Raw genomic sequence first — 18,971 nt, 5'->3', positions numbered from 1 at the left:
CATGAGTATTTCCTTATTTGTTGCGAAAAGGTATTTTTTTTCTCCATTTAAGGCGAGTTTTATCACCTTGATATCCCGTATTTCGATGATAGGAGTAGGGGTAGAGGTGATGGCTCTTGTTCTCATTCTATCCGTATTTAATGGGTTAGAAGATTTCCAAAGGGGTTTGTTTAAAACGTTTGATCCGGATTTAACGATCATTTCTCGATCTGATTCCCGGTTTCCCCTACCTACTAGTCAACTTAAGCAAATTGCAGCTATAGCGGGTGTTCGATCCGTGCAACCTATTTTAGAAGACCAAGCGTTGATTCGCTATAATGGGAAACAACTTGTGGTCACCTTGAAAGGGGTTGATTCCTCCTTTATCGCTTCTAAGCGTTTACAGAATCAAGTAGTCGATGGGGATTATTTAGTCGAATACGAGGGTCATCCGTATGGATTAGTCGGGGCTGGTGTATTTATGGCGATGGGAATGAATTTTGAAGATGTGTATCATCCCATTGAGGCTTGGTATCCGAATCAAAAAGCCTTAGCCAAGTTTCAAGTTAACGTAGATGCCGCTAATCAAAAGGGATTTTTCCCATCAGGTGTCTTGCAAGTAGAGCAAACTTTTGATAACCAAATGATTTTAGTCCCACTTCAGTGGATGCGGGATTTAACCTTATCGGATACGACATCCGTGTCCAAAATGGAGTTAATGTTAGCCGATGGAGCCAATGAATTAGAGATTCAAAAGGAAGTTCAACAGGTGATTGGATCGAAATTTGACGTTCAAACAAGAGATCAACAGCATGCCATTCTTTTGCGCGCGATAAAAATTGAGAAGCTTTTTGTCTTCATTCTGATGGCCTTTATTATGGGTATCGCTTCATTTACTCTTTTCTATGCACTTTCGCTTTTAGTGATTGAAAAGCGAAAGGATTTGAGAACTTTATTAGCCATGGGTATAACACAACAGCAATTGTTGCGCATTTTTCTATCCGTAGGCTTGTTTATCAGCTTTTCTGGTGCCCTAGTTGGAATGGGACTTGGTTTTGGGTTAGGCTGGATACAACAAACGTTCGGAATTATCCCATTAGGAATCCCGAACGCTTTGATTGATGCCTATCCTATCCAAATGGAATGGTTTGACTTTTTAATGACCTCCTTAGTGGTCATTGTCATTACTTTCTTAGCCTCTATTATTCCGGCTAGAAAGGCTGTTCAAATGACTTTTAATCAGCCAAAGGCGGATTAAATTCTCCCTCCCATTTCGAAACAACACAAGTGGCAACGCCATTTCCAGCAACAGATGTTACCGTTCTACCCATATCTAAGAAAGGATCTACTCCTAATAAAAGTGCGATGCCCTCTGCTGGTAAATTAAACATCGTTAATGTGCCAGCAATGATGACTAAGGAAGCGCGGGGAACTCCTGCTATACCTTTGGACGTAATCATTAGGGTTAATAACATCGTAATTTGTTGTTCTAGACTTAAATGAACCCCATAGGCTTGCGCAATGAAACCTGTTGCAAATGTCATATAAAGCATAGAACCATCTAGATTAAAGCTATATCCTAAGGGTAGCACAAAGCCAACGATTCGTCTACTACAACCGAATTTCTCCAAGGCGGCAATGGTCTGTGGAAAAGATGCTTCAGAACTCGCCGTAGAAAAGGAGATTAATAAAGCCTCTTTTAATTCCTTCAGTAATTTCCAATAAGGGATGCCATTCACTAGACAGATAACCCATAAAACGATGACTGTAAAGAATAAAAGACCTCCCATAAAGCAAAGCATTAAATAGCCGTAGCTAATCAAAATGCTCAACCCTTTGTTTGCTACCACGGTTGTCATAGCGGCAAATACGGCATAAGGAGCCACTTCCATCACGTAATTCACCATTTTAAAGATGACTTCTGCTAGATTTTCTATAACGTGAATTAAGCGTTTCCCTACTTCTCCAATAGAACCCAAGGCTACCCCAAAAAATAAGGAGAAGATGACAATTTGGAGAATTTCGTTCTCGGCTAACGCTTTAAAAAAGGAGTCTGGGAAGATGTGTAAAATGAAATCTTCCATTGTTTTGGCTTTGGAGGCATCGATACCCGTTTCTGTACCAGCTGCCGGTTTAGGCCAGCTTTGTAAGCTACCCGGCTGGGTAATGTTTACCACCACTAAGCCAGTTACTAAAGAAAGAATGGTAGCGAAGTAGAAATAACCGATGGTTTTAATCCCAATCCGTCCTACGGCTTTGAAATCCCCTAATTTGGCAATCCCCACCACTAGCGTACAGAATACTAATGGTCCCACGATCATCTTGATAAGACGTAGGAAAATCTTCGAAACGATTTGGACTTTAGCCCCTAAATCATGACTAACTTCTGGGGAAAAATAGAGGAAAAAGAATTCGCCTAGTACTAGACCTAAGATGAATCCAATGATAATTTTATTCGTTAAGGTTAATTTCATAGCGGGTTGACGAGGGATAAATATTTTTTATAAAATGGTTTTCGATAGAAAATCATTCCCCAAAGAAAGGGGAAAAGTAGGTAATTCAAAAATGCGATGCGGGTATCAAATGAAATTTCATCTATAATTTCACATGCGCCGTCGGAGGTTCTCTTTACTCGATGTTTGTGTTGCCAGAAGTGTAGGCCAAAAGGCATTTTAACACCTTGATCAATAAAATACCATTCATCCTCTGTTGATTTATCTTCCGTGATTAATGAGCTCCAAGTTACTTTCGTGAAGACTAAGTTGATCTCTAGAATGACAGTGTCGTCTTTCAAGCATCCATCAAAGCGTTTCAATGAAACACGTGGAAACGGAGGTGATAATCGCAACAATAAGTCAGCGGTAAAGAGTTCTTTAACGTGTCCAATGGGCGCTTGAATAGGGGTGGAAATGGAGTAGGATAGCATATTAGGCTACCAACAGCTTAAGCAATGTCGCCACTATTGTTTTCATACCTAAAACTAAATAGGTAGACCAACCCAAGTTTTCTTCCGTGGCGTCTGCCGAATCTTGTTCTGTTTGCACTGTATCCGTTTTCTCTACCGTAGAGGTAGAGACGGATGCTGACTTAACGGTAGAATCCAATTGAATGGTTTTTGCCTTAGGGTTTAAAGCAGAATATTCTACTCGACCAAAATTGCAGAAAAACACAATCGTCAAAAATGCGATTATTCCTTTTTTCATTTAATTTTTTGTTTGGCTGCTTCAACAGCTACTTTTTGTGCGGCAATTTCGTCCTCTTTAGACTTTTGGTCTAATTTATTCTGCTCTTGATTGGTTAAGATTTTTTCTTTCTCCACCTTAGCTTCTTTCAAGCGTTCCTCTAAATTATTGATTTGGCGTTGATTTGAATCCACTTCTCTAATTAGACGTTCTGTTTGCTTGCTGATTTTAGCTTGAGCATTGATTAATTCAGCTAATTTTTTCTCTTCTACTCTCACCGCTTCTTCTAAATCCACCAATTTTAAAAACGCTTCAATCCAAGTGCTAGCTTCGGTTAATTTAGGGTGTCCCGTTTGGACAAACTCGTCACTTCCCGTCGCCATCGAGATAAATAATTTCACTTTTTTATTTTCCTCTGAAACCTTGGAAACCACTAGCAAGGGTTTTTCTGAAATGCTAGGAACCATTAAATCATTACTCGAAAAGCTGCCATTTTTTCCTTCTGTCACCTTACCAAACTTGCTTAAATAAGCTTTCCAGCTGGCTGCAGCAAATTTCTCTTGCGTATTTACAAAAGTATAAACCCCCTCTTTTTTTGATTTGTCTATTTCAGACATGCCCGTAAATACTTGCGCATGACTTTGGAATACGTATAAGCTAAGAACGAATAGGATAAGTAACTTTTTCATAGGATGAAATTTTTAATAAAGTTATAAGATTTTTTTAGCTAGGACAACCTTGTTTTTATTTGACTGATCTCGAAAGGCGAATAAGGTAAATTCTCCTCCATCCTTGATTTTCAATTTATGTCTAATTTCATCTGCGTTCAACGGAAAATTTCGGGTAGATATATTCGCTTTCATTCCTGGTAAAGTAGTTTGTATCCATTTTTTATCTAATGAACCCTCCGCCAAAATTTCAAACGATCTACCCGCAAAATGAGTGTCCAACACATCCGAGGTGTACAGGTGGGTATTTGCCGCTATTTTCGCTAAATTATGGCCTATCGACTTAAAGAAACCAGCTTTTAATATGCCTGCATGAGGCTCATATAAGTACTTTAATGGGGCGCTAAGCGATATGGAGGTAGTTAATTCAATAGATTTTTTTTGTCGAAACAAGTGCGGATTCTCTGCATTCAATTCAATCACCTGTATTTCCGGATCTTCTGTGGAATGAGTGGTTTTAAGAAACAGTAATTCTTTGACTTCATTTTTAAAGCAGACAATATAAATTTTTTCCACTCCTTGTAATTCTTGAACGGCTCTATCTAAATCAAGTAATGGACTCGTTTTAATCAGTAAACTTGTATTTTTATTGACATAGGGAACTAATTCAATCGCATTAGGCTCGCAATCCTGCAAAAGGATGACTTTGTTGCCTGAGCCATCTCGTCTGGCGGGATCTATGTAAATGAAATCAATGTTTTCTGCCTGGTTTATTAACCATTCTATACTATCTCCGGTATGGTGCTGGATCTTTCCTGCGTTTAATTGTGTATGGTTAAAGGCGGTTATTTCTGCCAGATCCGCCTGTCTTTCGATGTAATCTACTTCGCAACCTGCTTTTGCAAAGGCCCAAGAATCTAGGCCCATCCCGCCAGTTAAGTCTACGACTTTCCCCTGTACTAAGGAGGCCTTAAAGTAAGCCGTCTCTTCTGAAGAGGATTGTTCTAGTGCCAAAACAGGCGGGAAGAAAACCCTTTCATTGGCCACCCATTGTGGCATTTTGTCTTTGAGTTTCTGTCTAGCTTTTATTTGGCCCACTAAGACAGGGATGTTCAATTCTGGGTATTTTGCAGCTTCTAGTGCAATCGCAACCGGATCCTTTTGGAGGTTCTCTTGAATAAATCGGATATCGTTTTCTCGAAGCATTCCCTAAAATTAGCACCTAAGCTTTAATTATTTTTATTTAAATTAGTGAAATTCAATAGATCAAATGACAGGGTTAATTTTAGCAGCTGGTGCCTCATCCCGTTTAGGGGAAGCAAAACAAGTATTAGTTTATCAAGGCCAAAGCCTTTTAGAGCGGTCTATTCGCTTATCATTCAGCGTTTGCAAAGAAGTAGTCGTGTGTCTCGGTGCTGAGGTAGAACAATCCATTTGCATCATTGAGAATTTACAAAAAGAGTTTATGTCCTTATCTTATGTCCTGGTTGAAAATTGGGACAAAGGAATGGGGGAATCGCTGGCAGTGGGGCTTCGAGCGATAGATCAGAATAAAGACGTTTTAGTCTTATTGTGCGATTTACCTTTCTTAACGAATGCGCACATGAAAAATATCATCTCTTTGGCGAATACCGAAAGAGCGATAGTGGCCTCATTTCAAGGGGTCAATTCGCCCCCAGTTCTTATTCCATCTAGCTTAAGGCCTTTATTTAAAGCTTGGAGTGGGGATCAAGGTTTGGGAAAATTTTGGCGCCAAAATCCGATGCTCTGCGAAATCATTCACTTTTCCGACAAATTTAGAGATGTTGATGTGCCGGAAGATCGGGAGTATTGGGGGATTTAAAGAAAGTCGCAGACTTTCTTTAAATCTAAAGCACAAAGAGTAAAGCACAAAGCACAAAGTAGGTATTCGCTTCGCGAATGACTTTAGAAATGTGTTGTTACAATTTTTTTTCCCTACTCTTATTATAAAAAATGGGCTTCAGCCATTTTTTATTCCAAATTTATGCTTTGTGCTCTATGCTTTATGCTTTAATTTTTATGCTCAATGCGTAAGATTTCCTATCTTTGTATTTCAATTTTAAACTCAATTAAGTGGAATCAATCGGAACCCATCCCACCGTCGAAACAGCCAAAAAATTAGGATTATTGCCCGAAGAGTATGATCGCATTCAGGAGATTTTAGGTCGCAAGCCTAATTTTACTGAATTGTCGATTTTCTCTGTCATGTGGTCTGAGCATTGTAGCTATAAGAATTCAATTGTTTGGTTGAAGACTTTGCCTAAAGACTCACCACGTATGCTAGCAAAAGCGGGTGAGGAAAATGCCGGTTTGGTTGATTTAGGAGACGGTTTAGGTTGCGCTTTTAAGATTGAATCACACAATCACCCGTCTGCATTAGAGCCTTACCAAGGTGCGGCAACAGGGGTGGGTGGTATCAACCGTGATATTTTCACGATGGGTGCGCGTCCGATTGCGCAATTGAATTCCTTACGTTTTGGTAATATTGATTTAGCGAAAACGAAGTGGTTAGTGAAAGGTGTGGTGAAAGGGATTGGAGATTATGGGAATGCCTTTGGAATCCCTACCGTGGGTGGTGAGGTTCAATTCGATGATTGTTATAATGTAAATCCGCTAGTTAATGCGTTTTCAGCGGGTATTTTAAAAGTAGGTACTCAAGCCTCTGCCATCTCGTATGGCGTAGGCAATCCGGTGTTTATCGTGGGGTCTGCTACGGGTAAAGATGGAATTGGCGGTGCAAGTTTTGCATCAGAAGATATTACGGCGAAGTCGTCGGAGAAATTACCCGCGGTTCAAGTAGGGGATCCATTCCAGGAGAAATTATTGTTAGAGGCTTCTTTGGAAATCATCGAAGCGGGTTGTGTGATCGGTATTCAGGATATGGGTGCGGCGGGTATTATTTGCTCGACTTCAGAAATGTCTGCGAAAGGAGAACATGGAATGATTATTGATCTTTCCAAAGTTCCTACGCGTCAACCCAACATGCAGCCATTTGAAATCTTGTTATCTGAGTCTCAAGAGCGAATGTTAATCGTCGTGGAGAAAGGTCGTGAGCACGAAGCGAAACGTATTTTTGATAAGTGGGATTTAAATTGCGAGCAAATTGGTACCGTGACGGATACTAAACGCCTTGAATTCTATCAAGACGGAGTTTTAGTGGCTGATGTTCCTGCAGATGATTTAGTATTAGGTGGAGGTGCTCCGGTATACCACCGCGAGTACAAAGAGCCTGCTTACTTTCAAGAATTTAAGAAATTTAAGATTGATTCAGTAGCTGATTTGCCTAAGGAAGAATTGCCTAAGGCGTTGAATTATATGATGAATCACCCGAACATCGCTTCTAAGAAGTGGGTAGCTCAACAATATGATTCATCGATTGGCCGTGCAAATCGCAATACAAATGCACCTTCGGATGCTGCTGTTGTGAAAGTACACGGTTCTCAAAAATCGATTGTAATTACCGTAGACTGCAATTCGCGTTATGTTAACGCTGATCCGGAAGAGGGATGTGCGATGGCAGTAGCAGAAGCTGCTCGTAACATCGTATGTTCAGGTGGTGTGCCGGTGGCGATTACGAACTGTTTGAACTTTGGTAATCCATACGTTCCAGAAGTTTACTGGCAATTTGTGGGTGCCATTAAGGGGATGAAAAAATCGTGTGAGGCATTTGAAACGCCAGTTACCGGTGGAAACGTTTCTTTCTATAACCAGTCTTCTGACGAGGGTCCTGTATTCCCTACGCCTACCATTGGTATGTTAGGTATTTTAGAGGATCCAGCGAATAAGATGACATTAGACTTCAAAAAAGAGGGTGATGTTATCTATTTAGTGGGTGAATCTGTGAATGATATTGCTTCTTCAGAATATGTATATTCTTACAAAGGTATCAAAGCAACTCCTGCACCACATTTTGATTTGGCTACAGAACAAAAGGTACAAAAAGCGATTTCGGCTTTAATTACCAATAAATTGATCGAATCAGCTCACGATGTATCTGACGGAGGTTTGTTAGTGACATTAGCGGAATCTTCTTTCCCTCGTGGACTTGGATTCAATGTGACTTCAGATGAGGCGATTCGTCAGGATGCTTTCTGGTTCGGAGAAGCACAATCCCGTGTGGTCGTTTCAGTGGATGTTGCGAAGAAAGCGGCCTTTGAGTCTGCTTTACAGGCACATGGAGTTAAATTCTCAGCGCTAGGATCTGTTCAAGGATCGGATATGGTGGCGGATGGTGCTGTTTTGAGCTCTGTGGCTGCTGCATATCAATCATTTGATACAGCACTAGAAACTGCTTTAATGAAATAAGTAAAATGAGCCGCTATCTACTCGCTTTTTCGTACGATGGCGGCTCTTTTCATGGCTACCAAATTCAGCCCAACGCAACGACAGTTCAGTCGGTTTTGCAAGATAAATTAAGTTTACTGCTAGGGGAAACCCTGGAAATTGTGGGTAGTTCACGCACAGACACGGGGGTGCATGCGCACCAACAGTTTGCTCATTTCGATTTACCTGAGGGTAAAAAGGTAAAAGAAAATTGGGTATTTCGGTTAAACCGCATGTTGCCTGATTCTTTAGCGATTCAAGGAATTTACCAGGTGGCTGATGATTTTCACGCGCGTTTCGCCGCATTGTCACGTACCTATGAATACCGCATAAGTCCTACGAAAAGTCCTTTTAATGCTGCCTATGCTTATCGTTTCGGTGTTGAATTAGATGTGGAAGCAATGAATCAGGCTGCGTCCTTATTTTTTCAGCACACGGATTACCAATGTTTTTCCAAAGTTAAAACAGAAGTTGCGACCTTTGAATGCACGATAATGCAGGCATCTTGGGCACGGAGAGGAGAAGAACTTATTTTTACGATTCAAGGAAATCGTTTCTTGCGTGGTATGGTTCGCGCTGTGGTTGGTACGCTGCTTGAAGTAGGGCAGGGGCGCTTGAATAAAACGCAATTGCAAGAAATATTGGATTCAAAAGACCGCTGCAAAGCCGGTCGCGCCGTTCCTGCTCACGGATTACATCTCTTAGAAGTGGAATATCCGGTGACTATTTTTGACGCCAAATGTGCAAGATAACATCCAATAGGGTCGCTGCCGATTGTACTTTGATTTTATTGGGCTTATAATTTAGTCCTTTCAAATTGTACTTGCTGATCCAGATTTCCTTAAAGCCTAGTTTTTCTGCCTCTGCGATGCGTTGATCGATTCGCGTTACAGAACGTAATTCCCCTCCAAGTCCAACCTCTGCTGCAAAACAGATGGAGGAATCAATTATTTTATCCTCATATGAAGAGACTAAGGATAGGCAAGTCGCTAAATCAAGTGCAGGATCATCTACCCGTATTCCGCCCGTGATGTTCAAGAATACATCTTGGGTCGCTAATTTATAGCCGCCTCTTTTCTCTAAAACGGCGATCAACATGCTTAAGCGTTTTCCATCGTAACCGTTAGCGGTTCGTTGGGCATTACCATAAGATGAGGCGCTCACCAAGGATTGAATTTCCACTAATAGTGGGCGATTCCCCTCCATTAAGGTTCCAATGGCAATACCTGAGGAGGGTTCATCTCGTTGTGATAACAAAATTTCTGACGGATTCGTCACTGGTCGTAATCCACTTCCTAGCATTTCATAGATACCTAATTCGGAAGTTGAACCGAACCGGTTTTTTGTCGTGCGTAAAATACGGTAGATCATGTGGCGATCGCCTTCAAATTGCAAAACAGTATCCACTAGGTGTTCTAGGACTTTAGGTCCGGCGATGGAACCTTCCTTGGTAATGTGACCTACTAAGAAGATGGGCGTGCCACTTTCTTTCGCGAAGCGCATTAATTCCAGCGCACATTCCCGTATCTGTGATACGGAACCAGGGCCAGATTCTATTTGATCAGAAAACAAAGTTTGTATTGAATCCACAATGATTAATTCAGGCTCTAGGTCTACTAAATGCCTAAAAATGGATTGTGTATTTGTCTCTGTTAGAATATATAAAGAGTCTGATTTCGCCGCTAGACGATCTGCTCTCAATTTAATTTGCTGTTCCGATTCTTCCCCAGTGACGTATAAAACACGTGTCTGGGTTAAAGAAAGTGCTACTTGAAGTAAAAGGGTTGATTTTCCGATACCTGGTTCTCCACCGATTAATACGAGTGATCCTGGAACGATACCTCCGCCTAAAACCCGATTAAATTCAGGGTCAGAGCAAGTTAGTTTAGGTAAGTTTTCGAAGCTTACTTCATTTAATAACTTAGGCTTCGCGGCTGATTTCGGACTGCCTTTAGTCTTCCAAACTTCCGCCGGATGAACCGCCTGTTCCACTAATTCCTCCACGAACGTATTCCATTCTCCGCAAGAGGGACACTTGCCCAGCCACTTAGGGGCAGAATGTCCACAGGATTGACAAAAAAAGGAGGTTTTAGCTTTAGCCACGTTTATACGATTTGTAGTCAAAAATACGTTTTGATTTTGGTTTTTTCTTTTTTTTCGGATGAAAAAGGATAATTTTACAAGTTAAATAATGACAACCATGATGAAAGCATTCAATTTAGGATGGATGATCGTCCTTTTCGTAGGAATCGTTACTTCTGCCACAGCTCAAAAACACTCCCGTGCTGATTATTTTAGAATTGGACTTAAAGGAGGTGTTAATCTTTCTTCCGTAAAAGTAGCCAGCCTAAGTACAAACTTAGAAAATAAATCAGGGTATCAATTCGGGGCATTTGCTCGCATCGGTCGTACGGTTTTTATCCAGCCTGAGGTCTATTTTTCAGCAAAAGAAGTGAATGTAGACGTGCTTAATTCCTTGACAACGAATCAAGGTGTGGTAGGGTTTTCTCAAAAATCTTTAGATGTTCCTATTTTGGTAGGCCTTAAATTAGGTCCTATTCGTGTATTAGCTGGTCCTGTGGCCACTTATGCGATTAGTGCGTCCACGAGTCCAGATGCTGCCGTTAAATCCTATTTTTCTGGAACGTCCCAGGAAATTATTAACCGTTCGAATTTTTCATACCAAGCAGGGGTGGGTTTTGACATCCTGAATTTGTCCTTAGACCTGCGTTATGAGGGAGCTATGTCAGAATTAAACAATACGTTGTCTGTTCCTAGTGGATTTAATTATTCTCAAAAACCTAGTTATTACCAGGCAACTCTTGGTTTTCGCATTTTATAATTTTACAAATGAATGAACAAATAAAGGCTCTTCAGGATGAAATTGACTCTTTTGTCATTTCAAACGAGGGCGAATTAGAATCTTTTAGAAATCAATTTGTCGGTCGCAAAAGTCGTTTAGCTGCGCTATTTGATGAGTTGAAAAATGTGGCAGCTGAGAATCGCCGAGAAGTAGGTCAATCATTAAATGGCTTGAAGAATGCTGCGGAAGCTAAATTTGCAGAGGCTCAAGAAGCTTTTGCTGGTAATGCGGCGGACTTTGAAGTTCCGTCTGATTTAACGCTATATAATCCGATTTCACAAGGTAGTTTACATCCTTTGACTAAGGTTAGAGCGCGCATTTTAGAGATATTTAATCGCATGGGATTCTCTGTTTCGGATGGACCGGAAATCGAAACTGATTTTTATAATTTTACTGCGTTGAATTTTCCAGCAAATCACCCGGCACGCGAAATGCAGGATACCTTTTTTATTGAAAAAGGGGCAGGTGAAATTCAGGACGACGTTTTATTGCGTACGCATACGTCTAATGTGCAAATTCGGTTGATGCAGCACCAGAAGCCGCCGATTCGCTCGGTTATGCCAGGGCGTGTTTATCGTAATGAGGCTATTTCTGCTCGTGCGCATTGCCTTTTCCATCAAGTGGAGGGACTTTATGTGGACGAACAAGTTAGTTTTAAGGACTTGAAAGACACTTTGTATCATTTTGCCAAAGAAATGTTTGGGAAAGATACGAAAGTCCGTTTCCGTCCATCTTATTTCCCCTTCACTGAGCCGAGTGCAGAAATGGACATTACCTGTCTATTGTGCAAAGGGGATGGTTGTAATGTCTGCAAAGGAGCTGGTTGGGTAGAAATTGCAGGGGCCGGCATGGTGGATCCCAATGTCTTAGAAAATGTGGGAATTGACTCGAAGAAATACAATGGTTTTGCTTTTGGAATGGGTATTGAACGTATTACCATGTTAAAATACCAGATCAAAGACTTACGTCTATTTACAGAGAATGACGTACGTTTCTTAAAACAGTTTAATTAATCTGACCTATGTGGAGTTTTAAAAAAATAAATAATTGGACGGGCTGGGGAGTTTTCTTCATTGCCTTGGTTACTTATACATTGACTGTCGAACCTACGGCCTCTTTTTGGGACTGTGGAGAGTTCATCGCTTGTGCCTATAAGTTACAAGTACCTCACCCTCCGGGAGCACCGTTGTTCTTGTTGTTAGGGAGAATGTTCTCTTTATTAGCCTTGGGCGATGTGACGAAAGTAGCCTATTGGGTGAACATGATGTCGGTTTTGAGTAGTGCCTTGACTATTTTATTCTTGCATTGGACGATCGTGATGATTGGTCGCAAAGTGATCAATAAGTCCTTTGAAGACTTGAATGCCAATGAACGTTTTGGTTTATTAGCTTCTGGGGTGGTTGGTTCATTGATTTACACTTTTTCAGATACGTTTTGGTTTTCAGCTGTCGAAGCGGAGGTGTACGCGATGTCATCTTTCTTTACTGCCATTGTGGTTTGGGCGGCGTTTAAGTGGGAATTAGTAGAAGATCGCGCAGAATCAAATCGCTGGATCTTGTTTATTGCTTATTTAGTAGGTTTATCCATCGGTGTCCATTTATTGAATTTGGTGACGCTTCCGGCTTTGGGATTATTGTATTATTTCAAACGCTATGATAAGCCTACCTTGACAGGTGGGGTTATTTCGATCTTCGTTGCCTTGTTTATTTTAGGCATCATTAATGCGGGAATCATTCCTGGTTTACCCAGTGTAGCCTTTCAGTTTGAACTGTTTTTTGTCAATACTTTAGGATTCGCTTATGGTGCTGGAGCGATTGTTTTCTTGATTTTATTGATAGCTGCTGTCGTTTTTGGGATTCGTTTTTCTTATGCTAAAGGCAAGGAAGTTCTCAATGTAGCCTTATTCTCTTTCGTTTTCCTTTTGATAGGTTATTCAACCTATACCGTTGCTTTAGTTCGTTCAGGCTACAATACCCCGATTAATGAGAATGATCCGAGCAATATTTTGAACTTTTTGAAATACTTGAAGCGTGAGCAATATGGTGAGCGATCTTTGATCTATGGCCCTGTTTATACAGCAGAGGTGACGGGTTATAAAGAGGGAGCAGAAACTCCGGTATATAAGATGAAAGACGGGAAATACGTAGAATACACAAAAAAGCCGGTGTATGAATACGATAAGACCCAAATGATGTTATTGCCACGTGTCTATTCGAATCAAGCGAATCACGTGAAGTTATACCAAGAGATGTTAGACATCCCAGCTGGGGAGAAGCCAAGCTTTGGCAAGAACCTAGAATTCTTATTTACACATCAATTAGGGCATATGTACATGCGCTATTTACTGTGGAACTTCGTAGGTCGAGAAAGTGATTTACAAGATGCTTGGGCCATTAATTCATTTGAGAATTCATCAAAATTGCCAGACATTTTACGCAATAATAAAGCACGAAATAATTATTTTTTCCTACCTATCATATTCGTGCTTTTAGGATTCTTTTACCTATTACGTAAGAATGATAAGGATCTCTTAGTGACGATTTTGATGTTTGTTTTAACGGGGGTGGCTTTAACAGTTTACTTGAATTCACCGCCAACCGAACCACGTGAGAGGGATTATATCTTCGTAGGATCGTTCTATTTTATGTCTATTTGGGCAGGATTTGCGGTGATGCAAATCTTGGAGGTTGTTCAGAAAATCCTGAAAGCAGATAAGGCGAAATGGGCTCTTGTGTCTATTTTAGGTTTAACTGCTCCAGCTATTTTAGCACAACAAAACTGGGATGATCATGATCGTAGTGATCGTTACCACCAGATTGATTTTGCCAAAAATCTCTTGAATTCTTGTGCGCCAAATGCGATTTTATTTACGGGAGGGGATAATGATACATTCCCACTTTGGTATGTTCAAGAAGTAGAGGGTTTCAGAACAGATGTTCGAGTATGTAATTTGTCTCTTTTAGGAACAGATTGGTACATTGATCAAATGAAGCGTAAAACTTATGAATCACAACCATTACCTATCAAATTAACTAAGGATCAGTTAATGGAGGGTATCAATGACCAGATTTTATATAACCCTAAAGAGGGCTTGAATGCGATGTCTTTGCCTGATTATTTGGATTTATTACACAAAGACAGTCCATCTATTCAAGAGCAAACTCAATTGGGGGAGACTATCAATACGCTCCCAACAGATTCTGTTGTTATCCCGGTGGATATAGCAGCGGTAGCCAGAACGAGCTGGTTTCCTAAGCAATTCATTCCCTATATGTCACCAGTATTAGGATGGAAATTACCATCCCATAATATTTTTAAAGCGGAATTAATACAGCTTGAGATCATCTCAAACAATGCGACATCTGGCTGGAAACGTCCTATTTATTTCGCGTCTACTTTGCCAAATGACCAATACCTTGGTCTTAAAGAATCGATGCAATTAGAGGGTTATGCGTATCGTTTAATGCCATTCAAGATTCCTGGCGCTACTGATGGGTATGTGAATACCGATATCATGTCAAATAACTTGATGAAAAAGATGTATTGGCGAGGTCTTAATGATGATAAAATCTATTACCATGGAGATTTCTATTTAGGAATTCCATCTGTAACAGCTCGTTTAAGTGTATACAGACTTGCAGACCAGTTAGTTCGGGAGGGAAAATACGCCAAGGCGAAAAAAGTCTTAGATTATTTAGACAAGAAAATGCCTGATAAAGTTATTCCTTATGATCAATTCTCTGCTTCCATGGTGGAATTATATATAGCAGTAGGTGATTCGAAATCTGCACTAAAAATGGCCTCTAAAATCGTGAATCGCGACGATCAATTATTAGATTATTATTTAGATGGCCGTTACAATTCTCATGAACGTGATGTTCAAATTGCGATCTACGAAATGAATTTAGTCGTCTCTGCTTTGAAAGCATCCAAAGTGAATCCTGCAAAATACCAGGAATTGGATGCGAAGTTTAATAAGCAGTTGGAACGGTTGCAGCAGTAAAGGATAGAGTATAAAGCATAAAGAATAATGATGGAATAAAAAGAGCGGCAATTGCCGCTCTTTTTATGTTTCAGTAATCAAAACACTTCATAAAATCATCGCCGAAGGCGATACAAACTTTATTCTTTGTGCTTTATTCTTTATGCTTTGAAAAGCTTCGCTTTTCTATGAAAACATATCCCTCACCTTGTGAAAGAACCCTTTCTCCGCTTTCCCAGGTTGTGGTGCGAAGTTAGGAGAGGCACGCAGTTTTTCAAGTAGTTCGGTTTCCTCTTTGCTCACTTGTTTAGGAGTCCAGATGTTTACGTGAACTAATTGATCTCCGATAGAGTATCCGTTTAATTCTTTAATCCCTTTACCTTTTAAACGTAGAATTTTACCGCTTTGAGTTCCTGCATCTAAGGTGATTTTTGCTTTTCCACCGATAGTAGGTACTTCAACGGAAGTTCCTAAGGCAGCATCTACAAAGTTTACATAAAGATCGAAGATCACATTATTTCCGTCTCGGTGCAATAGATCATGTGCTTCTTCTTCAATGACGATTAACAAATCACCGGCAACTCCACCACGAGGTGGAACATTCCCTTTGCCAGACATTGACAATTGCATGTCGTTTGAAACACCAGCCGGGATTTTGATTGGGATGATTTCTTCTTCCAATACGCGGCCCTCACCGAAGCAATCTCCACATTTTGAACCTACTGTTTTACCCTCTCCACTACAGTGAGGACACGTGGATGAAGTGACCATTTGGCCGAGCATTGTTTGTTGTACTTGACGAACTTGGCCCGAACCTTGGCAAGTGCCACATGTTTTTAGGTCAGTACCGTTTTTAGAGCCATTCCCAGAACATGTTTTACAAGCTACGTGGCGTTTTACTTTGATTTTCTTTTCGACGCCGTTGGCGATCTCTTCTAAGTTTAGCTTTAATTTGATACGAAGATCTGTTCCTCTGCGTTGACGTCTTCCACCCCCGCGACCTTGGTTGAAGAAGCTGCCGAATGGGCTATCATCGCCACCACCGAAAATATCTCCAAACTGTGAGAAGATATCTTCCATATTCATTCCGCCACCACCAAAACCGCCGCCAGCAGCGCCACCCATTCCAGCATGACCGAATCGGTCATATTGTGCTTTCTTTTGGGAATTACTTAACACTTCGTAGGCCTCTGCTGCTTCCTTGAATTTCTCCTCGGCCTCCTTATTGTCAGGATTCTTGTCTGGGTGGTATTTGACCGCCATTTTGCGGTATGCTTTCTTGATTTCGTCCTCCGATGCGGATTTTGAAACTCCTAAAATCTCGTAATAATCTCTTTTTTGCGCCATTATCTATTAATTTCCAACCACCACTTTCGCAAAGCGGATGACTTTTTCATTCAATGTATATCCTTTTTCAACTACCTCGACCACTTTGCCTTTTTCCTCATCAGATGGCGCAGGGAATTGCGTAATGCAATCATGAATTTCGGCATCGAATACTTCGCCTTTCGCGGGTAATTCCTTTAATCCCTTGGACTGTAGAATGTTACCGATTTTGGTGAAGATTAATTGCGTTCCTTCAGAGATTTCTCCTTCTGGAGCATTCGCTAATGCACGTTCGTAGTCATCGATGACAGGTAATAAGTCAACGATTAAACGTTCCGATGCGGTTTGGATGAGTTCTATTTTCTCTTTAGACGTACGTTTGCGGAAATTTTCGAAGTCAGAATACAAACGTAGGTATTTCTCTTTCATCTCAGCTAATTCATCTACTTGGGCAGATTCTGCTGTTTCTTCCGTTTCTGTGCTTGTTTCTTCTGGTTGATTGATAATTTCTTCCTCAGGCGTTTGTTCGTTTTCTTTCTTTTTCATGGTACAAAATTACGATTGCGTTCTTCCCTTTACAAATTCAATACCAAAAACAATTTTCTGACACTTTGGCATAAATGAATTGGCCTTTGTAATTTTAACCTAATGTCAAAAAGTCCAGCAGAAATTTCACGTCTTATTAAAGCCAAAGCACAATCTTTTGGTTTTGCTTTTTGCGGTATTTCACAAGCGGGATTCTTAGAGGATGAGGCTCCTCATTTAGAAGCTTGGCTGAATTCGAATCAGCACGGTGAAATGGCCTATATGGCGAATCATTTCGATAAACGCTTGGATCCTCGAAAGCTGGTAGATGGTTGTCAAACCGTCATTTCTCTCGTCTACAATTATTTTCCAGCGGAAGAAATCGCGGTAAATGATTTCAAGATTTCTAAATATGCCTATGGCGAAGATTACCATCGGGTGATCAAAGATAAAATGCAAGGATTATGGGATACTTTGCAAAATGAGGTAGGGGAGTTCTCAGGTCGAATGTTTGTCGATTCTGCGCCTGTGTTGGAAAAAGCGTGGGCGAAGAAGTCTGGTTTGGGTTGGATAGGGAAGAATGCGAATTTGATAATTCCGAAAAAGGGCAGTTTTTATTTCCTAGCTGAGTTACTGATTGATTTGCCCGCAAGTCCAGATGGACCCATCAAAGACTTTTGTGGCACTTGCACTCGTTGCATTGATGCTTGTCCTACGGATGCCATAACGCCCTATGTGGTGGATGGGAGCAAATGTATTTCCTATTTTACCATCGAATTAAAGGATCAGATGCCGGCCAGTTTGCAGGGGGATTTTCAAAACTGGATTTTTGGTTGTGATATCTGTCAAGATGTGTGTCCTTGGAATCGCTTTTCGAAGCCGCATGAAGAGCCCAGATTTGAAACTAAATTACACGATGTCGATTGGGAGGGATTATCTGAAGAAGTTTTTCAGACCTTATTTCACTATTCTGCGATAAAGCGTACCAAGCTGAAAGGGATTCAACGAAACATCGATTACTTGAAAAAAAAGAGGCCGTGAAACCACGGCCCTTTTCAAGCAAAATAAAACCCTAAAGTGATAGCCGTATAAGTAAGCTAGGTTCGATAACCTCTGCCGTCTTTTGATTGTTAAGGATCATTTCGGCCGCTTTCTGGCCTAATTTCTCCGGATGAGTGCTCACTACTGTGATGCCTCCGGCAATTATTTCCTTGAATGGATGATCATTCAAGGAGATGATGCCAATATCTTTTCCTAAAGTCCAGTTCTTTTTGTCCGCGTATTTGATAGCCTGGAAAAGATCGGTATCAGACAAAGTGAAATAAATCTCCTTTTGTTGAAAATCGTCCTCTTCTAGGCCATCTAATACTTGGAATTTCAATGAATTCGCTTCGCAGAATTCACTACACGCATTGATTAATTCAGGATCGAAGTATTCATCTTCGCTCAACACTAAATTAAGACTGCGGTACTTATTAAACAGGTTTAGTTGGGTATTAAAAATCTTCTTTAGCGATGGGTTAGGTGGGCAGATGAGACTAGAGTGACGGATGGTTCCGAAGTTTTGGTCCAATAAAATCAAGCGATCCCCCGCTATTTTCTGTAATATTTTCACCGTTTCCTCATCCTCATCGATTAAATGCGGTTGAATTAGGTAGTAATGGTAGTTTCCTAATTGCTGTCCTATGATCTCTTTAAACTCTCTGGGCTTGTACTGGTAGGTATAAATATCCACCATGACATTTTTGCCAAAATGATCGAGAAACGCATTGTACAAGGTTTGGTTTGTTTCTGTCATCCGACCGATCAAGAAAAGAACTTTCGTCTTTACCTTCAAGCTCGATTCTGAGATGAAATAACCTTTGCGGAAAATGGACGTGATGGCACCCATCTTATGTAACTCGGTGTAGGCTCTTTCCACGGTGTCCCGAGAAAGATAGCATTCTTCCGATGCCTCATTGATGGACGGCAATCGCTCGCCAGGTTTTAATTCTCCCATCTCAATATCCTGCAAGAGTGAATTCACTAGTTGCTGGTATTTCGGGATTTTATTTCCTGAATTCTTTACGTTAAATGAAACAAATGTTTTATTCATATCGAAG

At 40.7% G+C, this 18,971-nt stretch carries 17 protein-coding genes; 8 read left to right on the top strand and 9 right to left on the bottom strand.

The window, feature by feature from the left end:
* Window position 1 precedes the first annotated feature (1 nt).
* Window positions 2-1,237, top strand: a complete 1,236-nt coding sequence (locus tag SKC37_RS04850; RefSeq protein ID WP_377980373.1) for an ABC transporter permease — start codon at window positions 2-4, stop codon at window positions 1,235-1,237.
* Here SKC37_RS04850 and SKC37_RS04845 read toward each other — a convergent pair.
* The 5 genes from SKC37_RS04845 to SKC37_RS04825 are packed head-to-tail and all read right to left on the bottom strand — an operon-like array spanning window position 1,215 to window position 5,035.
* Window positions 1,215-2,453 carry a dicarboxylate/amino acid:cation symporter gene (locus tag SKC37_RS04845; protein ID WP_377980372.1) on the bottom strand — a complete coding sequence of 413 codons (1,239 nt, stop codon included), beginning with the start codon at window positions 2,451-2,453 and terminating at the stop codon, window positions 1,215-1,217. The two genes, SKC37_RS04850 and SKC37_RS04845, sit on opposite strands and share 23 nt — an antisense overlap.
* Window positions 2,450-2,905 (bottom strand): hypothetical protein, encoded by a 456-nt coding sequence (locus SKC37_RS04840; protein WP_377980371.1) that lies wholly within the window; start codon window positions 2,903-2,905, stop codon window positions 2,450-2,452. The genes SKC37_RS04845 and SKC37_RS04840 overlap by 4 nt, the downstream gene beginning before the upstream one ends.
* Before the next feature lies 1 nt (window position 2,906).
* A complete protein-coding gene (locus SKC37_RS04835) occupies window positions 2,907-3,182 on the bottom strand; it encodes a hypothetical protein (protein WP_377980370.1) in 276 nt (91 codons plus the stop codon).
* Window positions 3,179-3,850 (bottom strand): hypothetical protein, encoded by a 672-nt coding sequence (locus SKC37_RS04830; protein WP_377980369.1) that lies wholly within the window; start codon window positions 3,848-3,850, stop codon window positions 3,179-3,181. The genes SKC37_RS04835 and SKC37_RS04830 overlap by 4 nt, the downstream gene beginning before the upstream one ends.
* A 21-nt stretch (window positions 3,851-3,871) precedes the next feature.
* Window positions 3,872-5,035, bottom strand: a complete 1,164-nt coding sequence (locus SKC37_RS04825) for a class I SAM-dependent methyltransferase (RefSeq protein ID WP_377980368.1) — start codon at window positions 5,033-5,035, stop codon at window positions 3,872-3,874.
* Between the two features lie 64 nt (window positions 5,036-5,099).
* Here SKC37_RS04825 and SKC37_RS04820 point away from each other — a divergent pair, with 64 nt between their 5' ends.
* The 3 genes from SKC37_RS04820 (at window position 5,100) to truA (ending at window position 8,925) form a co-directional block, all read left to right on the top strand.
* Window positions 5,100-5,672: a nucleotidyltransferase family protein gene (locus SKC37_RS04820; protein ID WP_377980367.1), complete on the top strand. Its 573-nt coding sequence runs from the start codon at window positions 5,100-5,102 to the stop codon at window positions 5,670-5,672.
* Between the two features lie 251 nt (window positions 5,673-5,923).
* Window positions 5,924-8,155 (top strand): phosphoribosylformylglycinamidine synthase subunit PurL, encoded by a 2,232-nt coding sequence (purL, locus tag SKC37_RS04815; RefSeq protein WP_377980366.1) that lies wholly within the window; start codon window positions 5,924-5,926, stop codon window positions 8,153-8,155.
* 5 nt (window positions 8,156-8,160) lie between these two features.
* Window positions 8,161-8,925 (top strand): tRNA pseudouridine(38-40) synthase TruA, encoded by a 765-nt coding sequence (gene truA / locus SKC37_RS04810; RefSeq protein ID WP_377980365.1) that lies wholly within the window; start codon window positions 8,161-8,163, stop codon window positions 8,923-8,925.
* Here truA and radA read toward each other — a convergent pair.
* Window positions 8,897-10,276 carry a DNA repair protein RadA gene (gene radA / locus SKC37_RS04805; protein WP_377980364.1) on the bottom strand — a complete coding sequence of 460 codons (1,380 nt, stop codon included), beginning with the start codon at window positions 10,274-10,276 and terminating at the stop codon, window positions 8,897-8,899. The genes truA and radA overlap by 29 nt on opposite strands.
* 97 nt (window positions 10,277-10,373) lie before the next feature.
* On the opposite strand from radA, the gene SKC37_RS04800 reads away from it, so the two are divergent.
* The 3 genes from SKC37_RS04800 to SKC37_RS04790 are packed head-to-tail and all read left to right on the top strand — an operon-like array spanning window position 10,374 to window position 15,039.
* The gene (locus SKC37_RS04800; RefSeq protein ID WP_377980363.1) at window positions 10,374-11,015 is read left to right on the top strand and encodes a porin family protein; all 642 of its coding nucleotides are present in this window, start codon (window positions 10,374-10,376) and stop codon (window positions 11,013-11,015) included.
* Between the two features lie 8 nt (window positions 11,016-11,023).
* Complete coding sequence (pheS, locus tag SKC37_RS04795) at window positions 11,024-12,049, top strand: phenylalanine--tRNA ligase subunit alpha (protein WP_377980362.1); 1,026 nt, start codon at window positions 11,024-11,026, stop codon at window positions 12,047-12,049.
* 8 nt (window positions 12,050-12,057) lie between these two features.
* Window positions 12,058-15,039: a DUF2723 domain-containing protein gene (locus SKC37_RS04790; RefSeq protein ID WP_377980361.1), complete on the top strand. Its 2,982-nt coding sequence runs from the start codon at window positions 12,058-12,060 to the stop codon at window positions 15,037-15,039.
* 165 nt (window positions 15,040-15,204) lie between these two features.
* Here the strand turns inward: SKC37_RS04790 and dnaJ are convergent, their stop codons facing one another.
* Together dnaJ and SKC37_RS04780 are read right to left on the bottom strand one after the other, a co-directional pair.
* Window positions 15,205-16,365: a molecular chaperone DnaJ gene (gene dnaJ / locus SKC37_RS04785; protein ID WP_377980360.1), complete on the bottom strand. Its 1,161-nt coding sequence runs from the start codon at window positions 16,363-16,365 to the stop codon at window positions 15,205-15,207.
* A gap of 6 nt (window positions 16,366-16,371) precedes the next feature.
* Window positions 16,372-16,890, bottom strand: coding sequence for a nucleotide exchange factor GrpE (locus SKC37_RS04780; RefSeq protein ID WP_377980359.1), 519 nt, complete (start codon window positions 16,888-16,890; stop codon window positions 16,372-16,374).
* A 102-nt stretch (window positions 16,891-16,992) separates the two neighbouring features.
* Between SKC37_RS04780 and queG the strand changes: the two genes are divergently transcribed.
* Window positions 16,993-17,910 carry a tRNA epoxyqueuosine(34) reductase QueG gene (gene queG, locus SKC37_RS04775; protein ID WP_377980358.1) on the top strand — a complete coding sequence of 306 codons (918 nt, stop codon included), beginning with the start codon at window positions 16,993-16,995 and terminating at the stop codon, window positions 17,908-17,910.
* A gap of 31 nt (window positions 17,911-17,941) precedes the next feature.
* Here the strand turns inward: queG and SKC37_RS04770 are convergent, their stop codons facing one another.
* Entirely contained in the window at window positions 17,942-18,964 is a 1,023-nt protein-coding gene (locus SKC37_RS04770) for a GntR family transcriptional regulator (RefSeq protein WP_377980357.1), read from the bottom strand.
* Window positions 18,965-18,971: the final 7 nt, after the last annotated feature.

It is taken from the genome of Aquirufa esocilacus (assembly GCF_042715595.1).
Classification (GTDB): domain Bacteria; phylum Bacteroidota; class Bacteroidia; order Cytophagales; family Spirosomataceae; genus Aquirufa; species Aquirufa esocilacus.
This window is presented reverse-complemented; position numbering and strand designations above follow the sequence as displayed.

Excerpts from the sequence above, each read along its gene's own strand:
- SKC37_RS04850 (WP_377980373.1), top strand. The coding sequence starts at position 2 with ATGAGTATTTCCTTATTTGTTGCGAAAAGGTATTTTTTTTCTCCATTT.
- SKC37_RS04845 (WP_377980372.1), bottom strand. The coding sequence starts at position 2,453 with ATGAAATTAACCTTAACGAATAAAATTATCATTGGATTCATCTTAGGT.
- SKC37_RS04840 (WP_377980371.1), bottom strand. The coding sequence starts at position 2,905 with ATGCTATCCTACTCCATTTCCACCCCTATTCAAGCGCCCATTGGACAC.
- SKC37_RS04835 (WP_377980370.1), bottom strand. The coding sequence starts at position 3,182 with ATGAAAAAAGGAATAATCGCATTTTTGACGATTGTGTTTTTCTGCAAT.
- SKC37_RS04830 (WP_377980369.1), bottom strand. The coding sequence starts at position 3,850 with ATGAAAAAGTTACTTATCCTATTCGTTCTTAGCTTATACGTATTCCAA.
- SKC37_RS04825 (WP_377980368.1), bottom strand. The coding sequence starts at position 5,035 with ATGCTTCGAGAAAACGATATCCGATTTATTCAAGAGAACCTCCAAAAG.
- SKC37_RS04820 (WP_377980367.1), top strand. The coding sequence starts at position 5,100 with ATGACAGGGTTAATTTTAGCAGCTGGTGCCTCATCCCGTTTAGGGGAA.
- truA (WP_377980365.1), top strand. The coding sequence starts at position 8,161 with ATGAGCCGCTATCTACTCGCTTTTTCGTACGATGGCGGCTCTTTTCAT.
- SKC37_RS04800 (WP_377980363.1), top strand. The coding sequence starts at position 10,374 with ATGATGAAAGCATTCAATTTAGGATGGATGATCGTCCTTTTCGTAGGA.
- pheS (WP_377980362.1), top strand. The coding sequence starts at position 11,024 with ATGAATGAACAAATAAAGGCTCTTCAGGATGAAATTGACTCTTTTGTC.
- SKC37_RS04790 (WP_377980361.1), top strand. The coding sequence starts at position 12,058 with ATGTGGAGTTTTAAAAAAATAAATAATTGGACGGGCTGGGGAGTTTTC.
- dnaJ (WP_377980360.1), bottom strand. The coding sequence starts at position 16,365 with ATGGCGCAAAAAAGAGATTATTACGAGATTTTAGGAGTTTCAAAATCC.
- SKC37_RS04780 (WP_377980359.1), bottom strand. The coding sequence starts at position 16,890 with ATGAAAAAGAAAGAAAACGAACAAACGCCTGAGGAAGAAATTATCAAT.
- queG (WP_377980358.1), top strand. The coding sequence starts at position 16,993 with ATGTCAAAAAGTCCAGCAGAAATTTCACGTCTTATTAAAGCCAAAGCA.
- SKC37_RS04770 (WP_377980357.1), bottom strand. The coding sequence starts at position 18,964 with ATGAATAAAACATTTGTTTCATTTAACGTAAAGAATTCAGGAAATAAA.